Raw genomic sequence first — 23660 nt, forward strand, 5'->3', positions numbered from 1 at the left:
TTTGCTTTTAGGCAATAGGCTTTATATGAATTGAGAAATGTGATTTTAAAAAGTCCTTTTCTCAATTTTTATTAAACTGCGACTCTATTTATTCATTGAATACGAAATAAAGAGCATTACATGATAACAGCTCAAGGCGACAAACGCCATATTGAAATAATGGATACCACCCTCAGGGATGGTGAACAAACTAGCGGGGTATCTTTTTCTGCCTCTGAAAAACTAACAATGGCTCAGCTTTTACTTGAAGAAGTGAAGGTTGACAGAATTGAAGTGGCTTCGGCACGTGTTTCAGAAGGAGAATTAAACGCCGTAAAAAAGATAACAAGCTGGGCAAAAGAAAAAGGCTATCTTGATAAGATTGAAGTTCTGACTTTTGTGGATGGTGACGCTTCGCTTGATTGGATGGAACAATCAGGTGCTAAAGTGATGAACCTTTTAACCAAGGGTTCTTTAAACCATTTGACCCATCAGCTAAAGAAAACTCCTGAACAACACTTTTCTGAAATTGACACTCTTGTAAAGAAAGCTACGGCCAAAGGTTTCAGTGTCAATGTTTATTTAGAAGACTGGAGCAATGGAATGCGTCATTCTAAGGAATATGTTTATCAACACTTAGATAACCTTATCAAGCTTCCAATTAAACGGATTTTACTGCCAGATACTTTGGGGATTTTGACCCCCATGGAGTCGTATTCTTTTGTGAAAGATATTGTGGCCAGGTACCCGGATAAACACATAGATTTTCATGCCCACAATGATTATGACCTAAGTGTAGCCAATGTAATGGGAAGCCTTAGGGCAGGAACACATGGACTTCATGTAACAGTAAACGGTCTTGGTGAGCGTGCAGGAAATGCTCCGCTGGCTAGCACAGTGGCGGTAATAAGAGACTTTTTCCCTGATATTCAAATTAAGGTAGATGACAAGTCTCTATACAAAATAAGTGGCTTGGTAGAAGGTTTCTCTGGAATGCGAATTCCGGCAAACCAGCCGATAGTAGGTGATAGTGTTTTTACACAAACTGCCGGTATTCATGCGGATGGTGACAAGAAAAACAACCTTTACGTTAGTGATTTAGAACCTGCCAGGTTTGGAAGAAGAACACTTTACGCATTAGGAAAGTCTTCTGGAAAGGCAAACATTGAGAAAAACCTTCAAATGTTAGGAATTTCTTTGCCAGATAAAGACCTCAAAAAGGTCACTAAAAGGATTATTGAACTTGGCGACAAGAAACAATCCGTTACTCGTGAAGACCTTCCTTTCATAATTGCGGATGTTTTAGACCGCGACCCTGAGGAGAAAAAAGTAGAATTAATCAATTATGTGTTGACACATTCTAGAAATCTAAGGCCTTCCGCTACGCTTCAAATCAAGATTGAAAATGAAATTTTTGAAGAAAACGCTCAAGGTGATGGTCAGTATGATGCCTTTATGAATGCCTTGAAAAAGATATTCAAACAAAAGGAAATGGACTTTCCATTATTAGCAGATTACGCTGTAAGAATACCTCCAGGAGGGAATACAGATGCACTTTGTGAAACTATTATTACCTGGAAAGTGGGTAAAAAAGAGATGAAAACCCGTGGACTAGACTCTGACCAAACGGTTTCAGCGATTGAGGCTACGGTGAAGATGTTGAATTTGATTTAGTTGTGGGCTATTGGCTTTGAGCGGTGAGTTTATTAACCACTGAGTTTCTCGGAGTTTGCCACGGAGGAGCACAGAGTTTTGGCTTTTGAAAATTTGACATAATGAAGCTCTTGAGGCTGTTTGACGTTGATATAGGAGTATTTTTTACCCCTGAGTTTCGCAGAGTTTGACACTAAGGAACACGGAGTTTTGGCTTTTGAAAACATAATTAAATGAGGTCTTATGCAGAATATGATTCACTAACTCAAAAAGTACTTGGCTGTGCTTATGAGGTTCATACTGCTCTTGGGCCTGGTTTATTAGAAAGCACATATAAACAATGTCTATTCTATAAACTTCAGAAGGAAGGGATTTTTGTAGAGAAAGAAAAGGGACTTCCCTTGGTATTTGAAGAGGTTAAGCTTGAATGTGGATATAGGATTGATTTATTAGTTGAGAATAAAATTGTCATTGAGCTAAAGTCTGTAGAAGGGTTAACAGATGTGCATACCGCTCAGGTTTTGACATACTTAAAGTTAGGAGGTTTCCCGATAGGGTTTCTTATAAACTTTAATGTAAAGAGTCTCAAATTGGGAATTAAAAGATACGTGAATTAAAGAGTTAATAAATAGACAAAGCTAAAACTCCGTGATACTCGGTTTATAAACTCAGAGCAACTCGGTGGTAAAAATAAAAGAATAGAAAAATAAAAAATAATGAACTTAAACATAGCAGTATTAGCCGGTGACGGCATCGGACCAGAAGTGGTAGAACAAGCACAGAAAGTATCTGATGCGATAGCAAAAAAGTATGGTCACACCATCAATTGGACTCCAGCCATAACAGGTGCAGCAGCCATTGACGCCGTAGGCGAACCATATCCAGATTCTACACATGAAATTTGCATGAATTCTGATGCAGTTTTATTTGGTGCTATTGGTCTACCAAGGTTTGATAATGACCCTTCTAATCCGGTAAGACCTGAGCAAGGTTTATTGGCAATGCGTAAGAAATTAGGTCTTTACGCTAATATCCGTCCTACTTTGGTGTTTCCTTCGCTTCTTCACAAGTCTCCTTTGAGACAAGAATTGATAGAAAACGCTGATTTCGTATGTATTCGTGAGCTTACTGGTGGAATTTACTTTGGCGACAAAGGAAGAAACGAAGCTAGAGATAAGGCTTGGGATGTGTGTGAATACACAAAACCTGAGGTAGAAAGAATTATCCGTTTGGCGTATGATTATGCTATGCAGAGAAAGAAGAAGTTGACTATTGTGGATAAAGCTAACGTTTTAGAAACATCTAGACTTTGGAGAGAAGTGGGTCAATCTTTAGAAAAAGAGTACCCAGAAGTTAAAACGGAGTATCTTTTAGTAGATGCAGCCGCTATGCGTATTATCCAGTGGCCTGAAGGTTTTGACGTGATGGTGACTGAAAACATGTTTGGTGATATATTGACCGATGAGGCGTCTGTAATCTCTGGTTCTATGGGATTAATGCCTTCAGCATCGATTGGCCTTCATACGTCTGTTTTTGAGCCTATACACGGGTCTTATCCACAAGCGACAGGTCTAAACATAGCAAACCCAATTGGAACCGTTTTATCGGCTGCTATGATGTTTGAATATGCTTTCAAACTAATGGACGAAGCTCAGGAAATTAAAGATGTGGTGAATAAGTCTTTGGCAGAAGGAATAGTAACCGAAGATATCGCTGGAAAAGATAAAGCTTACGGCACTAAAGAAGTGGGTGACTGGTTAGCTGCTCAAATTGTTTGATGTTTGGATGTTTGGTGCCAGATGTTCGGTGTTGGGTGTTTTTTGCCTAATGTCTATGCCGAAATAAAATATTATCCTGACCTATAAAAAGAAAGCCCTAATCGAGAGATTGGGGTTTTTGCTTTTAGGTTAAGCCACCTAATTTTTCTCTCTCAAAGTACTACACCACTAGCTATTTATAACCTCTCTCCTTTAAATTACCTCAAAAGCCCTTTCTAATCTCCTTATCCATCGCAAATTTTCGGAAGTACAGCACGTTTGAATCGTCTGCTAACTCGGTCGAAATCCACTTATCCATTTCCTCTTTTGTGAATTGGCTTTCATGACAGCGTATCGCTTCATTTGACTTTGCTTCATCTTCGTCTGAAAATGATATTACTGTGTTAAAGCTTTCTATGGCGGAATAATTCAGGTTCCAGGCTTTGTATTTCTCTGTTTGTTCTTCTGTCCAACCTAAGTAATAAAGGTCCATTTTATCAGTCAAATTCTCTCTAAGTAAGAGCTCGGTAGTTACTAAACCTACCATGCGATGGTCTGGATGTCCAGTGTCGCCATCTGGTCCAAATGTGACTATTACATCAGGATTAATTCTTAATATTTCATCCAGTAACCTTTCTTTCAACATAGGTTCTTGCTCATAGAAATCACCATGTCCGTTTAGCCCCATTCCATCTTGAATACCTAGTCGTATAGGTTCATGAATTCCCATTTTAGCACAGGAGCATTTTGCTTCTTCGTTTCTTATAGCCACCAAGGAGTCTCCTGCAGGAATTGCTGCGTGGTCGGTTATTCCATATTGCCCGTCTGTCGCAATGATTAGGTAAACTGAGTCCGTAGCGGCGTATTTAGCCAGAACAGGGCTTATTGTTGTTTCATCGTCAGGATGAGCTACTACCGCTAAGATTGTCCTTGGGTTTGTTTTCTTAGTTTGACAAGCCGTTGTTAGAACTAGGAGGGATAGAATTTGTAGTAGTTTATTGGTCATTATTATAAGGTTGATTTTTTCTAATACAGCTAGGGTATTTTAAAGATAATCATTTGAGTGGTAAACATCCAAGAATGCATCATTTCAGTCTTAAATGAAACGTTTGTCGTGATTTTGGTTCAAAATCACGACAAGCAAATTGAATCTCTGAGTTTAGTTTTTTTACCGATATATCGCTCCGATGCAGCTATTTTTTCACAAATTTTAAAAACAAAAAAAGCCGCAATCGTCGATTGCGGCTTTTCAATTTTATGGATAAATAAGCTTCTTACTTATAAATCATTGCCAGTAAGCTGGCCATTTTATCTTTTAGGTCTTTTCTATCTACAATGAAGTCCAAAAAGCCATGATCTAGAATAAATTCTGCTGTTTGGAAGTCTTTAGGAAGGTCTTTCCCTATTGTTTCTTTTATAATTCTTGGTCCTGCAAAACCAATTAACGAACCTGGCTCAGCAATGTTGAAATCTCCTAACATTGCAAAAGAAGCTGTTACACCTCCTGTAGTTGGATCTGTCAATAAAGATATATAAGGAATTCCTGCTCTATCTAACAGGGCCAACTTTGCTGATGTTTTTGCCATCTGCATTAAAGAGAAACCTGCTTCCATCATTCTGGCTCCACCAGATTTTGAAATCATTAAGAAAGGAATTTTCTTCTTTAAAGAGTTATCTATTCCTCTAGCTATCTTCTCTCCTACCACAGAACCCATAGAACCACCAATAAAACCGAAGTCCATACACGAAATGGTGATGGCCTTACCGTGCATTATACCTTCTGCCGTACGGCAAGCATCTACTAATCCCGATTTTTTTTCTGTTTGAACAATTCTATCAGGATAAGCTTTAGTATCCACAAACTCTAAAGGGTCTGCAGAACGCATATTTGCGTCTAGCTCTGTATATTTTCCTTCGTCAAAAAGCAATTGGAAATAAGCCTCTGAACCTAGTTTTTCGTGATAATTACAATGAATACAGGTGAAAGAGTTCTGCTTGTGTTCCCTAGTATGCGTAGCTTGTTTGCATTCTGGGCACTGATACCACAATCCATCAGGTGCTTCTCTTTTAAGCTCCGTAGGGGTGTTAATTCCTTTTCCTGTACGTTGAAACCAAGACATAAATTAAATGTTGATTGAGGGGCAAATATATAAAGGGTACTGCTAAGAACCTGAATCTAGTTAGCAGATAATTAGAAATACCCTTTATGAAGTGGCTAGTTAGCTGCACGTAAGCCGAAATCCACTTACTTATCTTTCAATATCGTTTTCAAAAAATATGGTTCCTTGTACGCCACCATAATAGATAACACGTCCTTTTCCTTCCTTTTTCCCATTCACATAGCGAATATAAAGCCGATCTCCGTTTTGATAGTAAAAAGTGGCTTTATCATCATGCATAAGACCCTGTTTGAACTTACCCACGTATTTACTTCCATCTTTAAAATAGTAGGTGCCGTAGCCATGGAAATTGCTTCCAGAAAAATCACCTTCATATTTCTTTCTGTTGTCGGCATAGTATTCTATTCCGTACCCTACCCTTCTTCCATTTTTCCAGTTACCTGCATATTTCTCTAGGGTTTTTCTATTGACGGCCACACCGTAACCTTGGCTGCAGTTTCCTTCTATACATCCAGTTTTTACCGTAATCACGTTTCTTGGCTTGGCAGGAACCTTAACTATTTCTGGTTTTCTAACTACTGGTTCTGTCTTTGGAACTTCTCTTTCAATTTCTGGCTCTGGCTCAGCACTTAATCTTGGATACATGCCTTGGGCATTTTCATAGCCACGCTTTATTGCTGTCATTCTTTTTCTTCTTGGGGGGTGACTACCGGTATCATAATCCGTTGTCATTTTCCAGATGGCAGACTGAGCTTCCTTCAAACTTGCACCCATTTGGTACATCACAAAACCAGAAAATTCATCTGCTTCTAATTCTCTATTTGGGTCGGAGCCGCCTTGCTTAAGGGTGTGACCCTGTAAATGGTGCCCTATTTCATGAGCCAAAATACTCATAGCTCCCCAGTCGGTATTAGTAATGCTATTTACCCTACGCATAAAACTGGCGTCGTACACTATTAGGCGTTCTCCGTTTCTAGCTGCCGCAAAACAATTGTCAATGTTAGGACACTCCATTACATAAAAGTTTTGCTTCAATCCAGACCTACTCACTATTCTTTCAACCGCTTTTTGAGCCTCTGGCCTGGTTCTAAAACCAAGCATGCTACAAATTGATTTTTCATTTATAACACCTGCCGTGTAGCTGCAAACAAAGTTTGATTTATCGAGTTTTTCTTCCTCTTGAGCAATAGCTAAATTGACGGAAGTAGAGAATAAAATTAGTAAGCTTAATAATTTTGGAAGGGACATTCTTTAGCCTTTTGAATTGATAGCAATATACCAACGCCTGCAATCAAAATTTTATTTTAAAAGATCAGAAATCTTGATTCACAGAAAAGGTAATTTTTGACTCAATTTGCATCAAAAACTAACGAAAAGCGTAGCTTATTCCACGTGGAACTAAATTTTAGTAGACAAAATCCCCTCTAAGTTCTCGGAACCTTTTTCTGGCGTCAGCCCCAAAAATACTACCTGGAAAATCAGTTAAAATTTGGCGGTACAAAGCCATCGCTTTTGTATTCTCACCTAACTTTTCATCATAAATCTTGGCCAATTTATACAAAGCATCATCAGCAAGAATATCATATTTATAGTTCTCCAGTAAGACATTCAGGTCACTGATAGCAGCATCTACCCTATCTAGTTTGTAATTAGTATTTGCTCTAAGCCAAAGAATTTCATCTGCCAAAGAATGAGTTTTATAAATATCAAAAAGAGAATCAAGTTTTAATAAAGCCTCTTCGTTTCTGTTCTGAAATAAGAGTAAATCAACGGCGGAATATGCACTTATGGCGGCATCCGTAGTATCAAGCCCCAAATTATCCTGAATAAGTAAACTGAGCTGCATAGCATCATTTGCAATTTCTCTAGTGGTTGCCTTCTTTAATATGTTCAGAATGTCTTTTGACAAGTCAAACTCCCCAGTGTAATAATGCAGTTTAGCATTTTTAAGCTTTGCTGTTTCTCCTAGAAAATCCTCTTTTTGAGACTTTTCCACTTGCATATAAAGCAATGTGGATTCCCAAGGTTCTTCTTTCAGAATGTAGATATCTCCTAAGTCTAGTTTGCATTGGTCTTTAAATTTGATATTAGAACCAGCTTCCGAAATAGCCATTTCTAGGACTTCTACCGCACGATCTTGGTCGTCTAGGTAGAAGGCATACAATAAAGCCATGTTACGCAGTGCGTCTATTGTTTTAGGCGTCAGGCCTAGGTCCTTTATCAACAACTCGTATTGACTTATCAACTCTAAGATTTCTGTTTCATCAATCGGGAAGGTATTTTTCACCAATTGTTCACGGCACTGAATATTCCATCTTCGTGCGTAGGGATAAAAATCACCTTGTGGGTATTCGGTCATGACATACTGATACATTCTAGCAGCATCTCTAAACTGACCATTTGTATAAGCCAAACCTGCTAACTCAAAAACCTTACGCCCTCCCAATTCCAATCTTCTATCCAAAGCTCTGGCTTGTGTAAAAGCTCGCGAAAATTGTTTTTGTTGCACAAAGTGCCAAATCAAAATTTCGTTATAATAAAACTCATCAGGGTTGTCTTGAATTTTCGTGTAGAGTAAACGCTCCAACATTTCAATTTCCTTATCCTCCTTTACATTATCCTGAATGGTTCTTTCTACATAATCCGAATTCCTATGTTTAATTCCATAGGAAAAAACCTCTTCCAACATTTTATCTTTTTTGCCAGCAAACAAATACGCCCTTGCCAAATGAATGTTATGCTTATCGTCGGATTTTGACCTCAACCTTGATTTAAGCAGCATATCAATCAATAAATTGATCTTATTTGTTTTGTAAAAGAAATTTTGAAGTTGGTACACATAAGAATCCTTTTGCGAAGCTTTGTCAATAAGTTCTTGATATGCTATATCAGCACCCGCCTGGTCCCCAGAAACCTCTATCAAATACGCTAAGTCCGCTTCATAAACCACCACATCAGGATAGGTCTTTATCTCTTGTCTAAGGAAGTCTTTTGCCTTATCAAACTGTTTTAAACGAATAAGACTATTTAAGTAGTTATCGTGAATAAGTCTTCCATTCTCTTTCTTCCTACTAAGCTTATCGAAAATTTCTGCTGCCTTTTCATATTCCCCTTTATTATAATATTCGTTGCCCAATTCTAAGCTTTGGCCGTGAGCCGCCGCAACAGACATTATTATTATCATTAGGCTTATAAATCTCTTCATATATTAAAAATAAGAATATGTATTTATTTATTATTATTAATTACTAGGGCTGTGGATATGTGCTTATCTTTTTCTTAGAATTCTATTGTTAATTCTAATTGTTCTTAATGGTTTTACTGATGTGGATAGTTCAATATTTATTCCACATTTAGATATTTGATTTTTAGATGCTTAAGATATTCTCCACCAAGGTTTGCATTTTTAAAGTCAGTTAGTTTTGATGTTAATATTAGCAAGATATGTGTGTATATATGTTTTAACTAAATTGAGTATAACTCTATCTTATGTGGATTCATCCACCGGTTTTGATGTTGATTTCTGTAAGTCGTTTTTTATCCCCAATGTTTTAATAGGTTTTGCACCGTCTAATTTGGGTTATCTACAGGGTTACCAACATCATTCTATTTTAATATCGTTTAATTCGAAGTTTGCCTTAAGTTTTATTTCTCCCTTAGATATAACAATCTTTTCTGGAAGATTATTCTGTTCAAAGTCGCCGGTATCCCATTGGCCATTCGAATTGGCATCTTCTATTATTCTTAGTTTATACACACCTGGAATTAACTCAGGAAAACTATATTCTTCTGTAAATATCTGACTATCAATTATACTAAGGTTCTTAAAGTTTAATACTTCAACAATTTTTTGACCTTTAAACTTATCATACCTACCGGATATACTACCGTAAGAGTCCTGTTGATAAAGTTTGTTGATAAGTTGATAAGTCCTATTAGTATCTGATTTATAGTTAGTTATGGCACCTTCTTCTATACTTAGTGATATTTCACGCATGGCAGAACTGTTAAAATCTATCTGAAGTTGTGTTTGAGATTTATCTATCCAGTTTAATGTAAATTCTTCTTTTGTAGTGGTGTCTGCGGTTATCGTGATTTTTGAGGTGTCAATATTCGTAATCGGAAATTGAAAGTCAAGTAAGTATCTACTTGGCTTTTTTATGATACTGTTTGACTTTATAGTTTTATTGGAAATTGAAAGTACTTCGGGTTTAGGCTCGCTTTTAATATTGGTATTGAAATATATTTTAAGTGTGTCTTCAAGAATATTATTGGCAGAGTCTAAAACTATTATTTTAGTTAATGTTGTATCAGTAGTGTAGGGATGGTTAAAAAATAGGAGTTCTTCATCGCGTTTTTGATAGGTTAAGCTATCAGGTGTGTTTAAAAATTCAACATTTATATTTTTTACAGCTTTGTCAAAAGTTACTGAGAAGTTTGATTGTCTTGACAAGCTTCTTTTTATTTTTGGAGGTTTGGTATTATATGGATAAATCTTAATGTCAAGATTGGTGAGTATACTATGAAGCTTTAAAGTGTCTGGATGAAATCCGAATAGTTCGTTTTTACTATCGAATATTAGATTCTGGTTTTTATCAGAAAAACTTAATAGTCTGTAAGAAGATGATTTTATATTTTCAAAGACATAATTTCCTGAGGTATCTGTTTCTGTAAAGTAAGATGGTTTACGGTCAAGTAAAGGGAGCGTATCATCTGTGTTTAGATCATAAATGCCTACCAAGGTTTCTTTACTTGGTAGGCCCGTCCATAGGTTTGTGATTTTTCCACTAAGACCTAGTGAATCAATTTCTGAACCAGTGCTAAATACTAGTTTTAGGTTTTTGGCTGGATTTTTTTCATTCAAGTCTTTTATGCCGTCTCTGAAATTTAAGGTGTATGTAGTGCTGTCATTAAAGTCATCATCAAATTTTAATTCTATACTAAATGGTTTAGCCTTTAAACTATAGATTCCCTTTTGACTTGGTGTTATTATTAACTCTTGTCTCAAAGACGTAGCGTCTATTAACTCATTAAAAACGAGATTTATAGTTTTCTCTTTAAACCGAAGTGTTTTATTTTCAGGGTAAGAAGACACTAGTTCAGGAGGATCCTCGTCTTTAGGCCCACCAGTAGGTGGAACAAACTGAGCACAGCTGCTTATTAGTATAGAGAGGGAAAGAAGAGTATAGATGCGTTTCATTTTTTTAACGACCAAGGAATATCATAAGAACAGAAATATCTGCAGGTGAAACACCACTTATGCGAGAAGCTTGCCCTAATGTTTCAGGTTTGATATCTTTAAGTTTGTGTCTTGCTTCATAAGAGAGAGAGGTCAATTTGCTATAATCGAAGTCAGGATTGATAGACAAGTTTTCTAGCTTATTCATCTTTTCTGCCATGGTGACTTCTTTCTCTATATATCTTTCATACTTAATATTAATCTCAGCTTGTTGTGCTACTTCAGGTGTTAGCGTTAGAAGTAAAGTGTCTAGTTCTGGAGATATTGCTCTAAGATTATCAATATTCAACTCGGGTCTTTTCAGTAGATTATTAAGCGTTGTCTTTTCTCTAAGTTTTGATGACTTGTTTTCACTTAAGTAATCGTTGACCTGAACTGGTTCTACTTTGATAGTACTGAGTTCTTTCATCAAGTTTTGAGAGGATTCTATCTTATGGTTTACCTTTTCTAATCTTGTATCAGACGCTAATCCTATATCATTTGATTTTTTAGTTAACCTGATATCTGCATTATCTTGGCGGAGCAATGTTCTAAACTCAGCTCTTGAAGTAAACATTCTGTAAGGTTCATCGGTGCCTTTGTTAGTAAGGTCATCTATGAGTACTCCGATGTACGCTTCATTTCTTTTAAGAACAAAAGGTTCTTTGTTATGTACTTTTTGGTGAGCGTTAATTCCTGCCATCAATCCTTGGGAACCTGCTTCTTCATATCCAGTAGTACCGTTTATCTGACCGGCGAAATATAGATTACTTACTAGTTGAGTTTCTAAGGTAGAATTCAGTTGGGTTGGTTGGAAAAAATCGTATTCAATGGCATAACCCGGTCTAAACATTTTAACGTTTTCGAAGCCAGGAATTTTCCTTAGTGCCTTATACTGGATATCTTCTGGAAGCGAGGTGGAAAATCCATTGACGTACATTTCTACGGTATCTCGTCCTTCTGGTTCTAGGAATATTTGATGACTGTCTTTATCAGCAAATCGGTTTATTTTGTCTTCTACTGAAGGGCAGTATCTAGGACCAAGACCTTGAATTCTCCCATTAAACATTGGCGATTTATCGAAGCCTTTTTTGAGTTCTTCATGAACGGCTAGGTTAGTGAAGGATATCCAGCAGCTTTTTTGGTCGGTTGTAATATTGGTATCTGTGTATGAAAATCTTTCTGGCTGTTCGTCACCTAGTTGTTCTTCCATCTTTTGGAAGTTAATGGAACGTTGATCAACTCTTGGAGGTGTTCCTGTTTTCATTCTCCCTGACTGAAAACCTAGTTTAATTAGGTCTGCAGTTATTCCAATTGAACTACTTTCCCCTGCTCTGCCACCACCAAATTGTTTCTCACCAATATGGATTAGACCATTAAGAAAAGTACCATTTGTAAGAATAACGGAGCTTGCTTTTATTTCTAAACCAAGTGATGTTTTTACACCAGTGGCGACACCATCTTCCGTGATAAGTCCAGTAACCATCTCTTGCCAGAAGTCAACGTTTGGATTCTGTTCTAGTTTATATCGCCATAGTTCAGCGAACTTTTGCCTATCACTTTGACATCTTGGACTCCACATAGCGGGTCCTTTTGATCTATTAAGCATCCTGAATTGAATCATGGTTTCATCAGATATAATACCTGACATTCCACCAAGGGCATCAATTTCTCTTACTATTTGCCCTTTTGCCACTCCACCCATTGCGGGATTACATGACATTTGGGCTATGGTTTGAAGGTTCATAGTTATAAGTAAAACCTTAGAACCCATGGTAGCGGCTGCGTGTGCAGCTTCACATCCGGCATGTCCTGCCCCTACCACTATTACATCGTATTTTGGAAACATATATATTACTGTTCCACGTGAAACCTTTCGTTATTTAGTACTTATTAGTTCCACGTGAAACACTGTCGTTTTATTGTTTTAATAAGGTGCTTAAACACCAATTTTTAAGCCATTGCAAATTTATGTAATGGGCTGATTAGTTAATTCTCCTGAAATAATTATCTGTTTCACGCTTATAGAATGGAGTGAAATTAGGTGGAGTAGTCCTTATAAGTTCTACTTGTTTTTCTTTCTCTTTCATAAAACTCTCTAAAGATGGCGGTGATTCTCTTTCAAAGTTTAGGGCTGTTTTGGCTTTCCGCTTTGGGTCTAGCTCTTGTTCTTTAACTGCCTTTTCTACCTCTAGTAATCTAGTTTCAAGTTTTAATTGTCGCTTTATTAATTCAGAATTAACTCTCTTATTGATAATTTCATTCTCGGCAGCGTCCATCTCTTTTTGTAGTTTTTTTAACTCATCCCCTACTTTCTTCCCTGCCTCAGTACCATTTAATGACTCTTGCATTTTTTCTAACTGCTTTCTGATTTGAGCCTGTTCGTTGGCTAGTTTAGCTAATTCTTTTGATAGCTCTGAGCCCTTCTTCCCGCTTTGACCTAAGCTCTTCATTTTTTCATTAAGACTCTTTTGTTGTTCACCAATACCGGGCATTGGCATACTTCCTTTCTTTCCTCCCTTCCCGCTTCCGGGCATAGACATAGCCATCATCTCTTGCATTTGATTAAAGGTATCACTGAGCATTAGAGCCAAGTTATTAATAGAGGTCATAGAGAACTGCTGTTTGGCAGCGGCCTTTGGTAGACTTCTATCTTTAAGTAATTGGATAGATTGGTCCATGCTATTCTTCATGGCAGTTACTTCTTTAGTAACAAAGGATTCTATTTGCATGACACGCTGGGCCAAAGAGTAAAGACTATCTTCTATTACCTGTGCATCGTCAGTAAGTTTTAACTGTTGCTGAGAAAGATCAATGAAGCGAGGGTCGGATTTAGATAGGCCTTTTAAATCTTTCATTGCTTGCTCTTGGTCAAAAGAGAGTGTAACTAGGTTTTCTAGAATAGCTCTTAAAGCTTCAAGGTCAATATCTAGCTGTTTCATTTCTGCAGACTTCATAGACTCTGACATTTTTGCTGCCATAGATTTCATGTTTTGAGCAGCTTTCTTTTGAGCTTTACTCGACTTGGAATTCTCTTGCTTTTCTAAGCTGTCTTCGGCTTTCTTTTGTTCTTCAGATGTTTCCTCCTGTTTCTCTTTGTCGATATCCATCTCTTTGCGTAACTCTTTGCTCAACTTTCGGATATCCTCTAGTTTTTCCTTCTTCTCTTCAAACTCTTTACTCAGTTTTTCCTGCTCTTTTTTGAGTTCTTTGTTTTTAGTAGCGTCTTTGTTTTCTTCTGTTTTTTCGGCAAGATCCTCTTGTTTCTCAGCTAACTTTTCTAATTCCTTAGCTACCTGCTCTACCTTTTGTTTAAGCTGCATGTTTTTGAAAAGCTTTAGAGCTCGGTCAATATCCTTATTCAGGTTTCTGTCTTGCTCCTTCATTTTCTGAAGTTGATCTTGAATTTTTTCATCTTCGTTTTTCTTTAACATTTCCTCCAGCTGTTCGAAAAGTTCATTCTCTTTATCTTGCATTAGCTCATTAAGAAGTTTCTGGAGCTGTTCCATCTTCTCTTGAGTCTGAGGATTTTGTTCTTGAAAACGATTTTGTTTTTCCTGCATTTGGTCAAACTGCTTTTGAAGATCTTTAAGATCCTTTAGCATTTCTTCACGCTTTTTGACTAGTTCTTCAAGACGTTTTTTATCTTGAAACTCTAATTTCTTTTTACTCTTAAGATCTTGATCAAGTTTGTCAATATCTTTTTGAAGCTCCTTCGATTTTTGAAGCAGCTTATCCATTTTGTTTTCAGTTTGCTCTATTTGCTTTTCCACCTCCTGATCAAATTCTGCAGAAGACGGCATTCCGAAAGTCATGATTGAAGTTTTGGAAGACTTGGCTCCATTGACGCCATCATTATCCCAAACTTCTAAAAAGTATTCAATTTCATCTTCTTGGGCTAAACCCAAAGAGGCTACGTCAAATTGATAAAAGAATGACTGCGAAAGCTGATTTTTATTAAAACTGACATCTACCGCTTTATAAGGCTCTCCTTCAGCACCTTTCTTTTTGTATTTTAATTGAAACTTTGAAAGGCCGTAATCGTCGGCAATATTTCCACCAAGAGCTATGTAATTATACAGAGTAGTGTCTTTTATTTGCTCTAATTTAATTTTTGGGTGTAAATCAGGAATGACGTTGATATAATAGGCAATATTTTCGTTGTTATACGTTGTATTATTTTTTATAATTAACTTATAATCAGAAGATTCTGACATTTTCTTTCTTACAGAAAATTGATTTGAATGATTTTTAGTAGTTACCAGTATGCTGGGTTCACTAGAAGTCGCGTTTGGATTGAAAATGACTGATACAGAATCGGCAAATTGTGTATTAAACAACCAGCGGATGTTGGTTCCTTCTGGAACTATCAAATTTCCTACATTTTCGAGCCTTTCAGGGCTTTTGCCAAGATATTTGGGGTATTGAGCTTCTATGTCGAAAGAAAGCAGTTCTGGCCTATTTAAAAGGCTTAATTCATGATGTTCTGATTGAAAACCAGATGCCAAAAAGTTAAAATTAACCCCTTGTTGAAGTTTATTGAAGGTGTATGAGTAGCTATTGTCACCTGTGTTGTTCATTCTGAATCGTCTTTCATTGTATATCAAAAAAACTTCTTCAGGAATGGCTTCACCATCAAGTTTGAGGACTAGCGTAAAATCCTCATTTCTGTATGCTTCCAGATTATCATTTACAATTTTGAATTGGAAAGGGGCCTCTTCTACAAATTCTTTGCGGAAATTAATAATTCGTTCACTACTATTAAAAAACGAAGGAGAAATGGCTGAAATAAATAGCAATATCACCAAAGGAGGTAATGTGTATTTGAGATACTTGCGGTTCTCTTTAAGGTTTACGGCGTCGGTAAAATGAAATGGACTTAGTTTAGTACTTTTTTGTTCAATACTGGCTAATAAAAGGGCATTGTCCTTAGAGCTATTATCTGACAATTGGAGGGTGTTAAGTAGCCTGTCCCCTATTTCAGGGAAAAACTTACCTATATCAGCTGCTGCGTCTTTATTACTAACTCTTTTCCCCATTTTAAAGAAGTGTAAAAGGGGCTTGCCTATCAAGAAAACTAGGGTATAGAGTGATACCACTATAAAAAGTAGCAAAAGAATGCCACGAAAAACACTTCCTAATCGTCCAAAATATTCGATAAAATTGACAAAAAGGAACAAAGAGACCAATAATGAAACTGCTATCAAACCACCCTTTAAAAGCTGATTTTTATAGAATTTGTCTTTGTACTCTTCTATTTTCTGTAGAAGGGTTTGAATTGAACTAGTCATTTTATCAATATTTTAATCCTTTAACTCTAACGAAACGGGACAATGGTCTGACATATTTATTTCAGGGTGAATTTGTGCATGCATAAGTTTGTCTTCCATTTCTTTGCTTGCAAAAAGGTAGTCAATACGCCAACCTAAGTTTTTTCCACGTGAGCCCGCCCTATAAGACCACCAGGTATAATGATGTGGGTCTTTATTGAATTGACGAAAAGTGTCAATAAACCCTAAATCTAAAAAGGAACCAACCCACGCTCTCTCTTCGGGAAGAAAACCAGAACTGTTCTTATTACTCTTAGGATTATGAATATCTATTTCGGTATGACAAATATTCACGTCACCACATAAAACTATGTTTTTAGTTTTAGTTTGAACCTTAGAAATATAGCGTTCCATTTCAACTAAAAATTCCATCTTAAGATCTTGCCTAATACTTCCTGTAGTTCCTGATGGAAAATACGCACAGATTAAACTAAAACTCTTAAAATGAGCCGTTATAACCCTGCCTTCAAAGTCAAATTGCTCAATATCTATTCCATATTCTATAAGTTCGGGTTTTACCCTTGTTAAAATGGCTACACCACTATACCCTCTTTTTTTGGCAGGGTACCAATAACAGTTAAAACCAAGATCCTTGAATTGGTCTTCCACTAATTCTGTCTCGGACAGTTTTATTTCTTGTAAACAGAGAATATCTGGTTTTTCTTCAGCTAACCATTCTATGAGTCCTTTTTTAATTGCGGCTCTTACTCCATTAACGTTAAACGTAAATATTTTCATTAATTGTGTTTAAATATGAAGACCTATCTCGTCTTTGAAATACTCTATCACGTAGTGTTTCAGTAGGTTTTCTTGCGAAAATAGGTCAAAAGGAGGTAATTCTTTAACTAACTCCCAGTGTGGCCATCCCTCTTCATCCGTACCAATTAACGTATAGAAACCTCCTTTGCTTAATACTTTACAAGTGGCAATATGTATAAGATCCTGCTTCTGTTCCTTAGAAAAATGCTCAGGACCTTTACCCAATTCTTGAATACCTATAAGAAATAAAACACCTTTCAAATCGGATGGCTTTTTCCCGATTGTCTGCTTAAAGAAAAGTAGAATATGCTTCCACTTTTGTTCAACATCTTGGTTATCAGTTATTTTTGACATAATTTAACAATATGAATCCATTACAATATGCAATAGAGTTAATGTATCCGCGGCTATGTTCGGCATGTTTTAGCACACTCCAAGTCTATGAAAATCATATTTGTATAAAGTGTAACCTTTCGCTTCCCAAAATAGCTCTTCACGAAAATGAACAAGTAAAGTTAGATAAGAAGTTCTGGGGTAAGCTTAATATTAAAAATACTTATTCATTTTTACAATTTGTCAAAAACGGACCAGTTCAAAATATCTTGCATAAACTAAAGTATAAGAACAGTCCTGAACTTGCCAATTTTATGGGAAAATGGTTTGGTAATCAATTGTTAACGTTAGGATTTGATAAAGAAATAGACCTAATATTAGCCATTCCGCTGCATCCCATCAAGCAAAAACGGAGAGGTTATAACCAAGCCGACCAAATAGCGGAAGGTATTGCAGAAGTGCTAAATATTGAATTTAGAACCGGTTTATTAATAAGAAATCAGTTTACAGAAACCCAAACGAACAAATCGAGATATAAAAGATTTGAAAATATGGAGGGTGTATTTAGTATAACCAACACGGATGAAGTAAAAGGGAAAAGAATAGCTCTGGTAGATGATGTGTTAACCACAGGGGCAACGCTAGAAATAGCGGGAGGTGAATTGATAAAGGCAGGTTGTTCAGAATTATCCATTCTAACTTTGGCGGCAGCCCTATAAAAAAAGCCTTGATCTTTCGACCAAGGCTTTAAATAACACGTTTTAAAACGAATTACATTTTCTTTTTACCAGGTGCACCTACAGAAATCATAGCACATCTAAAACCAATAGTAGCAGTAGAAGAATCTTGGTCAATGTATCTTCTAGTTCCTGGAGATAACCAATAGGCCACATCAGCCCAAGAACCACCTTTATAAACTCGCTGATTATTATCAATCAATGAGTTATAGTTTTTTGAATCATACATACCATCCTCATCTTGATAATCATTTCTTCTGATTGGATTCAGGTCATTGAAGTCTTGATAAGAACCAGGACGGTATAAGTCATATACCCACTCGTTAACGTTTCCAGCCATGTTATAAAGACCGAAATCATTTGGTTCAAAAGAATAAACCTCAGCAGTAATAATATTTTGATCGTTTAGACGACCGGCTATACCAGCATAATCTCCACGACCACGCTTAAAGTTAGCCATCATCATACCTTTATCTCTTCCGCCATCTTGTCTTAAAGAAGAGCCATCCCAAGGGTAAATTCTTTGATTTGCCTGATTTTCATCATTATACTGCGTTCCAATCATAGCTTTAGCTGCATATTCCCATTCTGCCTCTGTAGGAAGTCTATAATTAGGAAGAACAGTCCCTGATTCAATTGCTTTACGTCCTCCGTCAGAAACTGGAGCAGCTTCTGCAAGACCTTCTTCTGCTTTCTTTTTCTTACCAAAAGAGATGCCTTTTTTCTTTTCTCCACCACCTTGGGCAAGAGAATTGTTTACAGCTGCTGAACGCCAAGTGGCATAATCTGATGCCTGAATCCAAGAAACACCAACTACAGGGTACATTCTAAAACCAGGATATCTTAGGTAATGATCAACGTATTGGTCATTAAAAGACATATAATTTTGCCATACCGTAGTATCAGGTAATGCAGATTCGTAAAACTCGGAAGTTGAGTCTGACTGAATATTATAAAGGTAAAATAAGTAGTCAATGTTAGAGATTTCAGCCTCATCCATGTAAAAAGAGGCAACGGTTACTGTTCTCTCAAGATTATCTCTTGTAAAAGTGATATCTTCAGCTACTGTACCCATGGTAAATCTACCACCTTCTATAAATACCATATTTGGAGCCGCAGGCTGACCTGCAAAACTTTCGGCTTTATAGCCATCTGTTTTTTTATCTCCGTATGATAAGCCGGTTGCACCATTGGTTTTACCGGGTTCCATACTTGTTCTTTTGTTCTCTTTACAGCCTGTAAATAGGAAAAGCGATGTAGCTACAAGTGAAGCACCTAAAAATAGTCTCTTCATTAGTTTATTATTTATTTATTTCATGCGAAAGCAATCGCAAATGTAATTAATGTTTAACCCGAAGGTAAATTCTATTGTTTTTTGTCAACATGTTCTAAAACAGAATCAAAGAAACTCTCTATTTTTTGAATAGAATCAGCGTTTTGAACACTCAAAACTAGCTTTTCTTTGATTTGCTTCAGTGTGCACTTTTTAGGGTGCACCTTAACGTAATCAAGAATTCTGCCAAATTTATCTGCTTGATAATATTCAACATGCTTTGATGAAACGAAATAGCCTTTCAGGATATTATTTTTCCATGTTAGTTTTTCAAAACCAAGGGTTTCGGCTTTCCATCTAATTCTTACTATTTCAAATAGATCTTCCACCTCTTTTGGTAGTTTTCCGAACCTATCATGAATAGAATTTTTAAATGAATCAAGCTCCTCTTGTGTCTTTAAACCGTCAATAGAGTTATAAACGGATAACCTTTCAGAAATATTGGTGATATAACTATCTGGAATAAGAATTTGTTGGTCTGTCTCTATTTGACAGTCTTCTACTTTAAATTCTTTTGCAGAAAGTTCTTTTTCAAACAGCGACTTAAATTCGTTTTCTTTTAATTCAGAAACTGCATCATCAAGGATTTTGTGATAAAGTTCATAACCCAAGTCATTTACGAAACCGCTTTGCTCTGCACCTAATAGGTTTCCGGCACCTCTAATGTCTAGGTCTCGCATGGCTACTTTAAAGCCATCGCCTAAATCAGAGAATTCTTCCAATGTTTGAAGTCTTTTTCTAGAATCGCGTGTCAAACCAGATAGTGGCGGAGTAAGCAGATAACAGAATGCTTTTTTGTTAGAACGCCCTACCCTACCTCGCATTTGATGCAAATCAGACATACCAAACATGTGTGCTTGGTTAATGATGATGGTATTGGCGTTTGGAATATCTAATCCAGACTCAATAATATTGGTAGAAATAAGAATGTCAATGTCTCCTTCAATGAAGGACATCATGATTTTTTCTAGCTTATCGCCATCCATTTGACCATGTGCCACACCAATTTTAGCGTCAGGAACCAGTCTCATGATGATATTTCCTATGGAATCAATGTCTTTAATACGGTTATGCACAAAAAATGCTTGTCCACCTCGCTGTAACTCATGAGAAAGGGCATCTCTCAAAACTTCTTCTTGAAAAACCTTTACTTCTGTAGTTACGGGCTGTCTATTTGGCGGCGGAGTAGCAATTATTGACAAATCTCGAGCACCCATTAAGGAGAAATGGAGCGTTCTCGGAATTGGCGTAGCCGTCAATGTAAGCACGTCTACATTATGCTTAATTTCTTTAATTCTATCCTTCGCTTTTACACCAAACTTTTGCTCCTCATCAATAACAAGTAGGCCTAAGTCTTTAAACTCTATTTTTTTATTGAGCAGCCTATGGGTGCCTATTATGATGTCAACTTTTCCAGCTTTTAGCTCTTTTAAAGTCTTGGTAGAATCTGCAGCTGACTTAAACCTGTTAAGATAATCTACCGTCACAGGCATTTTTTCTAGCCTTTCTCGGAAAGTTTTGGCATGCTGCATGGCCAAAATGGTAGTTGGAACTAGTACCGCAGCTTGTTTCCCATCAGCTACAGCCTTAAAGGCCGCTCTAATAGCTATTTCTGTTTTACCAAAGCCTACATCACCGCAAACCAGCCTATCCATAGGGTTCGGCTTTTCCATGTCTTCTTTTACGTCGGCAGTAGCCTTGGCTTGGTCTGGCGTGTCGTCATAAAGGAAAGAAGATTCTAATTCTATCTGTAAGTAAGTATCTTGACTGAAGGCAAAACCTGGAGCAGCCCTTCTTTTAGCGTAAAGAGCAATTAACTCTTTTGCAATGTCTTTAACCTGTCTTTTAACCTTGCTTTTCTTGGTTTCCCAATCTCCCGTTCCAAGCTTACTCATTGGAGGCGGAAGGCCTTCTTTTCCTGAATATTTGGCTATTTTATGTAGGGAGTGAATATTGACAAAGAGCAAATCATTGTCTTTATATATCAGTCGGATAGCTTCTTGCTTTCTTCCTTTTACGTCAATAAACTCCATACCCGCAAAACGACCAATACCGTAGTCGATATGCGTGACAAAATCACCGGGTTTGAGCGATTTAAGCTCTTTTATGGTAATAGCTTTTGACTTAGAAAACTTCTCTTTGACGTTATAGCGGTGATAACGCTCAAAAATTTGATGGTCTGTATAACAAACTATTTTGGACTGTTGGTCCACAAAACCTTCTCTTAAAGAAAAGTTACCAGGTATGAATTTGTTTTGAGGGTCAAGCTCCTCAAATATTCTTTTTAACCTTGTTAATTGCTTGCTTTGGTCGGAGCAAATTACGGTACTAAAGCCTTTTGACTGTCTTTCAGAAATGTCGTCTATTAATAACTTAAATTCCTTATTAAACGAAGGTTGAGATTTGGATGGATAGTTTAGTCTGAGCGAATGATTATAGAAGAAACGCCTTCCAAACTCTATAGTTTTAAACTTTTCAATGTCGTCCTTTAAGAGTTTTCTTGTCAAGAAGCTCTCGTCGGCATCAAAAACAATCTGAATATCGCCACTTTTCTCCACCATACTTTCAACAGACAGCGTGGCTCTTTCGAAGTTCTCTTTTGCTATTTCTAGGCAATAGTTAACGTCTTTAACCCAGATTTGAGAATCTTTGGGCAAAAAGCCAAAGAATGACTCTCTTTCTTCTGTTTTGAGCTTATGCTCCACATCCGGAATGATGGTTACTTCTTCTAGCGTTTCTATAGACAACTGTGTTTCTGGGTCAAAGAAACGCATGGTGTCAATCTCGTCGCCCCAAAGCTCTAAACGAACAGGCTTATCGGATGCAAACGAAAAAATATCTACAATACCACCACGGACAGAGAATTGACCTGGTTCGTAAACGAAGTCAGTCTTTTCAAAATCGTATGAAACCAGTAATTCGGTTATAAAGTTAAGGTCTAGTGTTTCACCGCTTCGTAGTTTTAAAGTGTTGGCTACTAGACTTTTCTTGTTGATAACTTTTTCGGTAAGTGCTTCAGAATAAGTAACTATAAGTGCATTTTCTAGGCCTTGATTTAGCTTAGTAATGAGTTCTGCACGTAAGAGAACGTTGGCATTTTCAATTTCTTGGTACTCAAAAAGTCTTTTGTAGGAAGCTGGAAAATAAAATACACCTTCCTCTCCTAAGAGATTTCGGAGGTCATTATAAAAGTAAGCAGCATCTTCTTTTTCGGGTAGAATAAAGAGACCTGAATAAGGTTTCTTTTTATAGAAGCTAGCCGCCAAAACAGCATCTAAGCTTCCGTGAAGCCCTTCAATCTGGACTCTATCGCTATCTTTTAGCTGTTCGTTTATGCTTTGAACAAAACTATCTTCTTGAAATATTTTAAGGAATTCTTCTGCTACCACGTAAGTCTAATGTATTCAAATACCGAAAAGACGCTCCGAGTATTGGGCGTCTTTTTATCTTCACAAATTTAACGACAAAATGTTACTCTTCGTTTTGCTTTTTAATAACATCAATAAAAGATAATAATTCCTTCTGCCGCTCATCGCTAGATTCTGGATAAGAAATGTCAAGCGTTTTAAGCTTTTCTTGAAGCACTTTGGCCACTATAAGTCGCATGTTCTTCTTATCGTCAGCCGGAACAATGTGCCAAGGACAATCTTTGGTAGCCGTTTCGTTGATTAAGTCCTCATAAGCTTGCTGATAGTTGTCCCAGTAGCCTCTTTCTTTGATATCACCTTCTTCAAATTTCCAGTTTTTCTCTTGTTCGTTTATTCGGGCAATTAGTCTTTCACCCTGCTCTTTTTTAGAAACATTTAGGAAAAATTTGACCACTACAATGCCATTGTTCGTCAGGTATTCTTCAAAGTTTTTGATGTCCTTATATCGCTTTTCCCACACATTTTTTTTGCTAGAAATTTCAGCAGGAATTTTTTGAACGTCAGTTAATATTTCAGGATGAACTTTTACCACCAAAACCTCTTCATAATAAGAGCGATTAAACACCTTGATTTTCCCTCTTTCTGGAAGTTCTTTGAAGCATCGCCACATAAAATCATGGTCTAATTCTTTAGAACTCGGTCTTTTAAAAGAATAAAAAGCTGTACCTAATGGGTGTACATTCGCAAAAACGCGTTTCATAGTGCCATCTTTTCCTGCGGCGTCCATAGCTTGAAAAATTACGAGCATGCCGTATTTATCATGAGCATACATCATATTTTGAAGAGCATCTATTTCGCACTGAAGTTCTTTTAATTGGCTAGAGTAGTCGGCTTTATCCTCATAAAAGTCCTTTATTTTGGTTTTAACTTCGTTTATTTTGAATTTACCTTTTCCATCAAATAGATAGTCATCACCTTTTATTTTTGACATTGATATTTTATTTAATAGTTCTAAACTAAAATGGGGTTTCCTTTTGTTCTAAAGAGGTAAGCAATCTACAAAAACGATATGG

At 36.8% G+C, this 23660-nt stretch carries 16 protein-coding genes; 4 read left to right on the top strand and 12 right to left on the bottom strand.

All coding sequences use genetic code 11. The annotated features are described in order from the left end of the window. Positions 1–120 precede the first annotated feature (120 nt). From AC0L6O_RS01295 to leuB, 3 genes are all read left to right on the top strand, one after another. Positions 121–1653 (top strand): alpha-isopropylmalate synthase regulatory domain-containing protein, encoded by a 1533-nt coding sequence (locus AC0L6O_RS01295; protein WP_473305710.1) that lies wholly within the window; start codon positions 121–123, stop codon positions 1651–1653. A 212-nt stretch (positions 1654–1865) separates the two neighbouring features. Continuing rightward, the gene (locus AC0L6O_RS01300; RefSeq protein ID WP_473305712.1) at positions 1866–2249 is read left to right on the top strand and encodes a GxxExxY protein; all 384 of its coding nucleotides are present in this window, start codon (positions 1866–1868) and stop codon (positions 2247–2249) included. A gap of 99 nt (positions 2250–2348) precedes the next feature. Continuing rightward, entirely contained in the window at positions 2349–3410 is a 1062-nt protein-coding gene (gene leuB, locus AC0L6O_RS01305) for a 3-isopropylmalate dehydrogenase (RefSeq protein WP_473305714.1), read from the top strand. A gap of 202 nt (positions 3411–3612) precedes the next feature. Here leuB and AC0L6O_RS01310 read toward each other — a convergent pair whose 3' ends face one another. The 9 genes from AC0L6O_RS01310 to AC0L6O_RS01350 form a co-directional block, all read right to left on the bottom strand. Beyond that, a complete protein-coding gene (locus AC0L6O_RS01310) occupies positions 3613–4395 on the bottom strand; it encodes a PIG-L deacetylase family protein (protein ID WP_473305716.1) in 783 nt (260 codons plus the stop codon). 268 nt (positions 4396–4663) lie between these two features. Next, complete coding sequence (accD, locus tag AC0L6O_RS01315; RefSeq protein ID WP_473305717.1) at positions 4664–5509, bottom strand: acetyl-CoA carboxylase, carboxyltransferase subunit beta; 846 nt, start codon at positions 5507–5509, stop codon at positions 4664–4666. Between the two features lie 129 nt (positions 5510–5638). After that, a complete protein-coding gene (locus AC0L6O_RS01320; RefSeq protein WP_473305718.1) occupies positions 5639–6757 on the bottom strand; it encodes an MORN repeat-containing protein in 1119 nt (372 codons plus the stop codon). A gap of 157 nt (positions 6758–6914) precedes the next feature. Further along, entirely contained in the window at positions 6915–8714 is a 1800-nt protein-coding gene (locus AC0L6O_RS01325; RefSeq protein WP_473305719.1) for a tetratricopeptide repeat protein, read from the bottom strand. Positions 8715–9110: 396 nt separating this feature from the next. After that, positions 9111–10709, bottom strand: coding sequence for an Ig-like domain-containing domain (locus AC0L6O_RS01330; protein ID WP_473305720.1), 1599 nt, complete (start codon positions 10707–10709; stop codon positions 9111–9113). A 4-nt stretch (positions 10710–10713) separates the two neighbouring features. Next, entirely contained in the window at positions 10714–12576 is a 1863-nt protein-coding gene (gene mnmG / locus AC0L6O_RS01335; protein WP_473305721.1) for a tRNA uridine-5-carboxymethylaminomethyl(34) synthesis enzyme MnmG, read from the bottom strand. Between the two features lie 136 nt (positions 12577–12712). Then, complete coding sequence (locus AC0L6O_RS01340) at positions 12713–16018, bottom strand: DUF4175 family protein (protein WP_473305722.1); 3306 nt, start codon at positions 16016–16018, stop codon at positions 12713–12715. 12 nt (positions 16019–16030) lie between these two features. Further along, positions 16031–16795 carry an exodeoxyribonuclease III gene (locus AC0L6O_RS01345; RefSeq protein WP_473305723.1) on the bottom strand — a complete coding sequence of 255 codons (765 nt, stop codon included), beginning with the start codon at positions 16793–16795 and terminating at the stop codon, positions 16031–16033. Positions 16796–16804: 9 nt separating this feature from the next. Beyond that, entirely contained in the window at positions 16805–17170 is a 366-nt protein-coding gene (locus tag AC0L6O_RS01350) for a hypothetical protein (protein WP_341226461.1), read from the bottom strand. A gap of 11 nt (positions 17171–17181) precedes the next feature. On the opposite strand from AC0L6O_RS01350, the gene AC0L6O_RS01355 reads away from it, so the two are divergent. Continuing rightward, positions 17182–17868 carry a ComF family protein gene (locus tag AC0L6O_RS01355; RefSeq protein ID WP_473305724.1) on the top strand — a complete coding sequence of 229 codons (687 nt, stop codon included), beginning with the start codon at positions 17182–17184 and terminating at the stop codon, positions 17866–17868. 52 nt (positions 17869–17920) lie between these two features. On the opposite strand, the gene gldJ is transcribed toward AC0L6O_RS01355, so the two are convergent. From gldJ to AC0L6O_RS01370, 3 genes are all read right to left on the bottom strand, one after another. After that, entirely contained in the window at positions 17921–19180 is a 1260-nt protein-coding gene (gene gldJ, locus AC0L6O_RS01360; RefSeq protein ID WP_473305726.1) for a gliding motility lipoprotein GldJ, read from the bottom strand. A gap of 71 nt (positions 19181–19251) precedes the next feature. Continuing rightward, complete coding sequence (mfd, locus tag AC0L6O_RS01365; protein ID WP_473305727.1) at positions 19252–22608, bottom strand: transcription-repair coupling factor; 3357 nt, start codon at positions 22606–22608, stop codon at positions 19252–19254. Positions 22609–22690: 82 nt separating this feature from the next. Beyond that, positions 22691–23578 (bottom strand): PPK2 family polyphosphate kinase, encoded by an 888-nt coding sequence (locus tag AC0L6O_RS01370; RefSeq protein ID WP_473305729.1) that lies wholly within the window; start codon positions 23576–23578, stop codon positions 22691–22693. Positions 23579–23660: the final 82 nt, after the last annotated feature.

This window comes from Arcticibacterium sp. GJ41-1 (assembly GCF_055808875.1).

Bases quoted from the DNA above. Each gene is read 5' to 3' on its own strand.
- leuB (WP_473305714.1), top strand. From the start codon at position 2,349: ATGAACTTAAACATAGCAGTATTAGCCGGTGACGGCATCGGACCAGAA.
- AC0L6O_RS01340 (WP_473305722.1), bottom strand. From the start codon at position 16,018: ATGACTAGTTCAATTCAAACCCTTCTACAGAAAATAGAAGAGTACAAA.
- gldJ (WP_473305726.1), bottom strand. From the start codon at position 19,180: ATGAAGAGACTATTTTTAGGTGCTTCACTTGTAGCTACATCGCTTTTC.
- AC0L6O_RS01370 (WP_473305729.1), bottom strand. From the start codon at position 23,578: ATGTCAAAAATAAAAGGTGATGACTATCTATTTGATGGAAAAGGTAAA.
- AC0L6O_RS01310 (WP_473305716.1), bottom strand. From the start codon at position 4,395: ATGACCAATAAACTACTACAAATTCTATCCCTCCTAGTTCTAACAACG.
- AC0L6O_RS01345 (WP_473305723.1), bottom strand. From the start codon at position 16,795: ATGAAAATATTTACGTTTAACGTTAATGGAGTAAGAGCCGCAATTAAA.
- AC0L6O_RS01320 (WP_473305718.1), bottom strand. From the start codon at position 6,757: ATGTCCCTTCCAAAATTATTAAGCTTACTAATTTTATTCTCTACTTCC.
- AC0L6O_RS01300 (WP_473305712.1), top strand. From the start codon at position 1,866: ATGAGGTCTTATGCAGAATATGATTCACTAACTCAAAAAGTACTTGGC.
- AC0L6O_RS01355 (WP_473305724.1), top strand. From the start codon at position 17,182: ATGAATCCATTACAATATGCAATAGAGTTAATGTATCCGCGGCTATGT.
- AC0L6O_RS01350 (WP_341226461.1), bottom strand. From the start codon at position 17,170: ATGTCAAAAATAACTGATAACCAAGATGTTGAACAAAAGTGGAAGCAT.
- mnmG (WP_473305721.1), bottom strand. From the start codon at position 12,576: ATGTTTCCAAAATACGATGTAATAGTGGTAGGGGCAGGACATGCCGGA.
- AC0L6O_RS01325 (WP_473305719.1), bottom strand. From the start codon at position 8,714: ATGAAGAGATTTATAAGCCTAATGATAATAATAATGTCTGTTGCGGCG.
- accD (WP_473305717.1), bottom strand. From the start codon at position 5,509: ATGTCTTGGTTTCAACGTACAGGAAAAGGAATTAACACCCCTACGGAG.
- AC0L6O_RS01295 (WP_473305710.1), top strand. From the start codon at position 121: ATGATAACAGCTCAAGGCGACAAACGCCATATTGAAATAATGGATACC.
- AC0L6O_RS01330 (WP_473305720.1), bottom strand. From the start codon at position 10,709: ATGAAACGCATCTATACTCTTCTTTCCCTCTCTATACTAATAAGCAGC.